Below are 7,034 nucleotides of genomic sequence, written 5' to 3' on the forward strand. Positions count from 1 at the left end.
CTGATAACTGATAACTGATTATTGCGATTCGGCGCCCACTTCAGCGAGGATATCTTGTACTGATTCCTCTGCTTCCGATTCTTCCATATCAATACCGTAATCGTAGGGGCCGGACCAAAGAATCGGCATTTCCTCGAAATTCTCGATAATTGGGGGAGAGGAGGTTTGCCATTCTAGGGTTAAAGCGCGCCAAGGATTACGGCCGGCGGGTTGACCTTTAAAGGCACTCCAGACCATATTAATAGCGAAGGGAATACTCGATATACCGAGAATATAAGCTCCTGCGGTACTAAGAACATTTAAATCCTGAAACTGCACATCATACAGAGCAATACGACGGTTCATACCCAATAATCCCAATTCGTGCATCGGCATGAAAGTTAAATTCAAACCGATAAAACTGAGAACAAAGTGAATACGACCGAGAGTCTCGTTATACATCCGTCCGGTCATTTTCGGGAACCAATGGTAAACGGCAGAAAACAGGGCCATTGCCGTACCACCAAATAGTACATAATGGAAGTGACCGACGACAAAATAGGTATCGTGGACGTGGATATCGAAGGGAACAGAAGCCAACATAATCCCGGTCAAACCACCGATGAGGAAGGAAGACAGGAAACCGATCCCAAATAATAAAGACGTATTGAGACTCAGTTTACCCCCCCAAAGAGTGGCACACCAACTAAAGATTTTAATGCCCGTGGGAACGGCGATTAACATGGTTGCCGCCATGAAAAACATCCGTAACCAGCCGGGGGTGCCGCTGGTGAACATATGGTGGGCCCAAACGATTAAACCCAAGAAACAGATGGTGAGACTGGAATAGGCGATCGCTCGATAACCAAAAATCGGTTTGCGGGCGTGAACCGGTAATATCTCCGATATCGTGCCGAAAAAGGGCAAGATCATGATATAAACGGCAGGATGGGAGTAAAACCAGAACATATGCTGATAAACCACCGGATCGCCGCCGCCGGCAGGGTTAAAAAAGCTCGTGCCGGCGATTAAATCAAAGGACAAGAGAACGAGAGCAGAAGCGAGAACGGGGGTGGAAAGCAGTACCAGAGTCGAGGTGGCCAGCATTGCCCAACAAAATAGCGGCATACTGTACAAATCCATCTCAGGAATCCGCATTTTCAGGATCGTGGTGATGAAATTAATCGAGCCTAAAATCGAAGAAGTCCCGATCAATAAAAGGCTCAAAATCCACAATTCTTCGCCCCATTTGCCGCTAATTAAGCTTAAAGGTGGGTAGGAAGTCCAACCGGACTGGGGTGCGCCGACAAAGAAACTGGATAATAATAGCAGCCCGCCGGGGGGATTAAGCCAGAAAGCCACAGCGTTAAGACGAGGAAAAGCCATATCTTCCGCCCCAATCATCAGGGGAATGAGATAATTGGCAAAACCCGCCCCAACCGGAACGATCCAAAGAAAGATCATGATCGTTCCGTGCATGGTCATGAATTGGTTATATAGTTCTGGGGAGACGAAATCGGGGTCGGGAGTGGCTAATTCTGTCCGCAGCACTTCCGCGAAAGCACCGCCAATAAAGAAGAAAAGAAAGGCAGTCACCAGATATTGAATACCGATGACTTTATGATCGGTGCAGAAAGTAAAGTAATCCGTCCACTTGCGGTGATGGATCACCTCGGGAACGGTTGCTGGGGTGGTTATTTCCGTTGATGCTGTCATAAGGCCAAGATTTTAGATGACAAGAAAAATTACATTTGCTGCTGATGGGCAACTTGGGCGAGGATTTCACCGTTTATGCCCATTTCTTCGGTGTAGGGGGTCAAATATTGACTATCAGAGCGATCTTTAGTGGTCATGGCTACAGTTCGATCGCTGTCAACTTCGGCGATCGTGTTATCCTGCACCCATTGGTCGTAATCCCCTTGGGAGTGAACTACAAAGCTAGATTTCATGCCGCCGTGATAGGCCCCGCAAAGTTCCGCACAAATGATCGGATATTGACCAATTTGGTTGGATGTGAACGATAACACCGTTTCCTGTCCGGGGATAACGTCCTGTTTTAGACGCAATTGGGGAACCCAGAAAGCATGGATCACATCTCCCGCTTCCATATTCAGTTGCACGGGGCGATTGACGGGAGCGTGCAGTTCCCCGGAAACAATGCCGGTTTCAGGATAGGTGAAGATCCAAGCGTATTGAATACCTTTAACATTGACCACTAGGGGGGGAACTCCTTCACCATCGTAGGAATTGCCGATACCTAGGGCTACTCTGCGATCGCCGCCCATGGCCATCATCGTGCCGTGGTGATGACCGTGGTGGGCGATTTCTCCTTTGCCACCCTTGGAAATCAAGGGATCGAGACCGCCGATATTGTTATAAATCTCGAAGCTATAGACGGCAAGGATAAAAACGATTACCGTCGGGATGGCTGTCCAGAAGATTTCTAGGGGGACATTGCCCTCCACTGCCGGCCCGTCGGTTTGATCCCCCGGTTTACGGCGAAAGCGAATCACTATATAGATAATCACGCCTTCAACTATTAAAAATAGTCCCGTGGCGATGGTCATCATCAGATTAAAGATATTATCTATCTCCTGAGCATCTTCGGAAGCGGCCACGGGCATTAAGCCATGATTTTGGCCATACCAGAGACTAATTAAGGTTAAGGTGATCCCGAGTACGAGCGTCAGGATACTGCTGGGAATTTTCACGGTCTTTTCAATATTTTCAATAGTGGCTACTTATTCAAGGCTAAAACATGATTCCCCTATAGATGGGAAATTTAACCAGCATCTTCTGAGAATTTTATCTTTTCTTTGGGATCGTTTTCAGGGAAAGTATTTTAAATAACTAATTTTTATATCTTATTCTGAGTTTATGTAAACAAATGTAACGGAAATGGCCAGAAATCTAAAGAATATCTAAAAGGTTTTACCTGTCGTAAAAAAACTCATTCACAGTGATAACTAACTGGCAAACCAAGCCAGGATCTTTGATGACAGACTCCTTGAGAACAGGCAAACCGATGACCGAATCTGTTTTTAACCCGACACCCCTAAGAGAAACCGGCAATATTCAGGTGTGGATGCGCCGCTTAGTCTGGAAAATTGCGATCGCTACTTTCGCCCTCATGGTGGTGGGCGCTGCCACCAGAGTTATGAACGCCGGTTTAGCTTGTCCCGATTGGCCCCTCTGTTACGGTCAATGGATTCCCAGTCAGCAGATGAATCTACAGGTATTTCTGGAGTGGTTTCATCGTCTCGATGCCTCTTTGATCGGGTTTAGTACGATCGCTCTCGTCGGTCTGTCTTGGTGGTATCGTCGCCATCTTCCCCCTTGGCTGTTGCCATCTGCGATCGCTGCCTTGGCTTTAATTCTCCTGCAAGGAGTCCTGGGAGGATTAACCGTCACCCAATTACTGCGATTTGACATCGTAACCGCCCATTTAGCCACAGCTTTGCTCTTTTTTGCCACCCTAATCGTCATTGCTATCGGTCTGACTCCCTACCGTGGCACAGGTACGGTCGGGAAACTAACTTGGATGGGAATGGTCGCCACCGGTCTAGTTTATCTGCAATGTCTCCTCGGCGGTCTCGTCGGTTCCCGTTGGGCTGCCCATCAGTGTTTAACGGTTTCCCAACTCTGCACGGTGATGAATAGCCACATTATCGGGGTTTTTCCCGCCACTATCTCGGTGTTAACCCTAGTTTTCTTCGCTTGGCGAGCTGCCGCTATCCATCCTCTCCTCAAAAAACTAGCTTTTAGCGCCGGGGGATTAGTCGCCCTACAGGTATTTTTGGGCGTTGCCACCCTGAAACTGCATCTCCAGGTGGAACCCTTAACCATTACCCACCACAGCATCGGTGCGCTATTGGTGGCAACCCTCGTCGCTTTTACCACTTTTGCCCTTCGCGATCGTTCTTTCGCACCTATAAGCCATCTCTAAGGATTTAATCACGATGACTGGAACTCAAGCCCTTCGCCACCACGATAATTTTTTACAAGTCGCTAAAAGTTATTATCAACTCACCAAACCGCGAATTATTCCTCTACTGCTGATTACTACAGCCGCTTCTATGGAAATCGCCTCTAAAGGTCAGGTTTCCCCTCTCTTACTCTTTCTTACCCTCCTCGGTGGCACTCTCGCCGCCGCCGCCGCTCAAACCTTAAACTGCATCTATGATCGCGACATCGATCACACCATGCTTCGTACTCGCGCCCGTCCGATCCCCTCCGGTCGCGTGCAACCCCTCCACGCCCTCATTTTTGCCCTCGTTTTAGCCTCTCTTTCCCTAGCACTTTTTGTCTTTTTTGTCAATACTTTGAGCGGATTTTTAGCAATGACCGGCATCGCATTTTATATGCTGATTTATACCCATCTGCTCAAGCGTCATAGTATCCAAAATATTGTTATCGGTGGCGCGGCTGGCTCGATTCCTCCTCTCGTCGGTTGGGCGGCAGTAACGGGCGATCTCGGTTGGATTCCCTGGATTTTATTCGCCATTATTTTCCTCTGGACTCCTCCCCATTTTTGGGCTTTAGCTTTAATGATCAAGGATGATTATGCCGAAGTGGATATCCCGATGATGCCCGTAGTTAAAGGGGAAGAAGCCACTAGCGATCAGATTTGGCTCTATACTTTAATCGTCGTTCCTTTCACTTTCCTCCTGATTTATCCCTTGGCTGCCTGTGGTGTGGTTTATGGTGTAGCGGCTTTAATTTTAGGGTTTGTTTTCCTGAAAAAAGCTTGGCGATTAAAACAGAATCCTTTCGATCGGGACATGGCTCGATCGCTGTTTAAATATTCCATTCTTTACATGATGTTATTATGTACAGCTATGGTGATCGATAGTTTACCCATGACCTCTCGTCTCCTCGCTACAATTGCCAGTTTATTCTCCTGTAGTTAATCTCAGTTATCAGTTATCAGTTATCAGTTATCAGTTATCAGTTATCAGTTATCAGATGTGAGTTTTCAGTTCACTGATTACTGTTTACTGAAAAACCCCATCTCCCCAATTCATCATTCATAATTCGCCCCGACTACTGATTGCGACTGAGGGAGTTAATTCGCTCGATTAGTTGGGCTAAGATTTCTTGTAATTGTCGATCTTGATGCTGGGAAAGGTTGATTTTATCACAGCTATAAATAACGGTGGTGTGATCTTTGCCGCCAAATTCTTCGCCAATGCGCGGTAAGCTTAAATCCGTGTGTTGACGCATTAAATACATCCCAATCTGTCGGGCAAAACTAATTTCTCGTCGGCGGGAATTTCCTTTTAGATCGGCGATCGAGAGTTGAAACTTTTCCGCTACTACCGCCATAATAATCTCAGGAGAAGTGGCAATTTTGGCCATTGGTGGATTTAAAACTGGCGCGATATTTTCTACCGTCATCGGCAATCCGGAGATAGAAATATAAGTGGTAGCCCGGATTAATGCCCCCTCTAATTCGCGAATATTAGAAGTATAATTAACGGCAATATATTCAATAACTTCTCGTGGGAGACGCAGATTTTCGTACTCGGCCTTTTTTTGTAAAATTGCCATACGAGTTTCGATATCTGGTGCTTGGATATCGGCGACTAATCCCATAGAAAAGCGAGAAATTAAACGATCCTGTAAACTGGGAATCTGTTTGGGCAGGCGATCGGAGGCTAAAACCACCTGTTTTCCAGCTTCGTGCAGGGTATTAAAGGTATGAAAAAATTCTTCTTGAGTGTATTCTTTTCCTTCAATAAATTGCAGATCATCCACTAATAATATATCGGCATGACGATAATGATTACGAAAACTTTCCATACTATCTTGACGGATAGCGGTGATTAAATCATTCGTAAATTGTTCCGTGGATACATAAAAAACCCTGGATTGGGGATATAATTCCAGACGATAATGACCGATCGCTTGCATTAAATGGGTTTTACCTAACCCCACCCCACCACAGAGAAAAAGCGGGTTAAATTCGCGTCCAGGTAATTCCGCCACCGCTAAGGCAGCTGCGTGGGCCATGCGATTAGTTGGCCCGACAACAAAACGGGAAAAATTATATTTAGGGTTAAGTTGATTACCGGGAGATAATTCTAATTCTAAGCTAGTGTGAGGCTGGAAAATAGCGATCAAATCCCCCTGTTGTGCCGTTAGTTGAATCTCGACGGGATAACCGACGATATCCTCCACTACTTCAGCAATTGTTGACAGATAATTTTTCTGAAGATGGTTAAGAATAAAAGGATTGGCAGCTTGAATTACTAAGCGATCGTTTTGCCATTCTTTAACCGTCGCCGTTTGAAACCAAGTCTCGAAAGCGGGACGGGTTAATAGTAATTTTAGACGCTCTAGGAGATTATGCCAAAGTTGTTGGGCGCTGCTATCCACGGTTAATTTTGATTAACAAAGTTGCTCTAGTGCTGCTGCAAGGAAACCTTATCAGTTTAGCGAGATTTTGCCGCTCAAGATAAAATGATTTTCAGAGGTAAACAATTAATCCTTATACAGATGACACAAGTTTTAACAATCACCCAATTAGGAAACCCAATTCTACAGCAAAAAGCAGCAGCGATCGATAATTTTCTCGATGCTGACTGTCAAAATTTGATCGATTCCCTGATTACCACCGTACAAGCTGCCCACGGGGTGGGAATCGCCGCCCCCCAAGTTGCTCGGTCTCTGCGTCTGTTTATCGTTGCTTCTCACCCCAATCCTCGTTATCCCGACGCTCCGATCATGCCAGCCACTGCCATGATTAATCCGCGCATTTTGCAGGTGAGCGAGGAAATGGTCAAGGGTTGGGAAGGTTGCCTCAGTGTCCCCAATTGGCGCGGTTTTGTCCCCCGTCATCAGTGGATTGAGGTGGCCTATTATGATCGCAATGGTCGCGAAATTCGTCAAGTTTTCAGCGATTTTGTCGCCCGCATCACTTTAACAAATTGCGGGTTAAAAGTTGATAGAGTAACCTGGTCTCGTAAAACAGCAAGCGACATAAACCATCCTTGCCTAGTGCCTTAAAACTGGGTAACTCTTTTGTTTTCTCAATTCTTTGACCATTTTCGTGG

General features: G+C 46.1%; 6 protein-coding genes. 3 read left to right on the top strand and 3 right to left on the bottom strand.

Annotated features, from left to right (window positions below):
* Positions 1 to 18: 18 nt before the first annotated feature.
* On the bottom strand, positions 19 to 1,695 hold the full coding sequence (ctaD, locus tag IM462_RS08255; protein ID WP_104397273.1) for a cytochrome c oxidase subunit I: 1,677 nt from the start codon (positions 1,693 to 1,695) through the stop codon (positions 19 to 21).
* Between the two features lie 29 nt (positions 1,696 to 1,724).
* Positions 1,725 to 2,690 carry a cytochrome c oxidase subunit II gene (locus IM462_RS08260; RefSeq protein WP_110543284.1) on the bottom strand — a complete coding sequence of 322 codons (966 nt, stop codon included), beginning with the start codon at positions 2,688 to 2,690 and terminating at the stop codon, positions 1,725 to 1,727.
* A gap of 314 nt (positions 2,691 to 3,004) precedes the next feature.
* Between IM462_RS08260 and IM462_RS08265 the strand changes: the two genes are divergently transcribed.
* The gene (locus IM462_RS08265; protein WP_287700756.1) at positions 3,005 to 3,925 is read left to right on the top strand and encodes a COX15/CtaA family protein; all 921 of its coding nucleotides are present in this window, start codon (positions 3,005 to 3,007) and stop codon (positions 3,923 to 3,925) included.
* Positions 3,926 to 3,938: 13 nt separating this feature from the next.
* Positions 3,939 to 4,889 carry a heme o synthase gene (locus IM462_RS08270; protein WP_287700754.1) on the top strand — a complete coding sequence of 317 codons (951 nt, stop codon included), beginning with the start codon at positions 3,939 to 3,941 and terminating at the stop codon, positions 4,887 to 4,889.
* 133 nt (positions 4,890 to 5,022) lie between these two features.
* Here the strand turns inward: IM462_RS08270 and dnaA are convergent, their stop codons facing one another.
* Complete coding sequence (dnaA, locus tag IM462_RS08275) at positions 5,023 to 6,357, bottom strand: chromosomal replication initiator protein DnaA (protein WP_287700752.1); 1,335 nt, start codon at positions 6,355 to 6,357, stop codon at positions 5,023 to 5,025.
* A gap of 84 nt (positions 6,358 to 6,441) precedes the next feature.
* Between dnaA and IM462_RS08280 the strand changes: the two genes are divergently transcribed.
* Positions 6,442 to 6,987 (top strand): peptide deformylase, encoded by a 546-nt coding sequence (locus IM462_RS08280; protein ID WP_287700750.1) that lies wholly within the window; start codon positions 6,442 to 6,444, stop codon positions 6,985 to 6,987.
* Positions 6,988 to 7,034 lie beyond the last annotated feature (47 nt).

This window comes from Microcystis sp. M144S2 (assembly GCF_020246065.1).
Classification (GTDB): Bacteria; Cyanobacteriota; Cyanobacteriia; order Cyanobacteriales; family Microcystaceae; genus Microcystis; species Microcystis ichthyoblabe_A.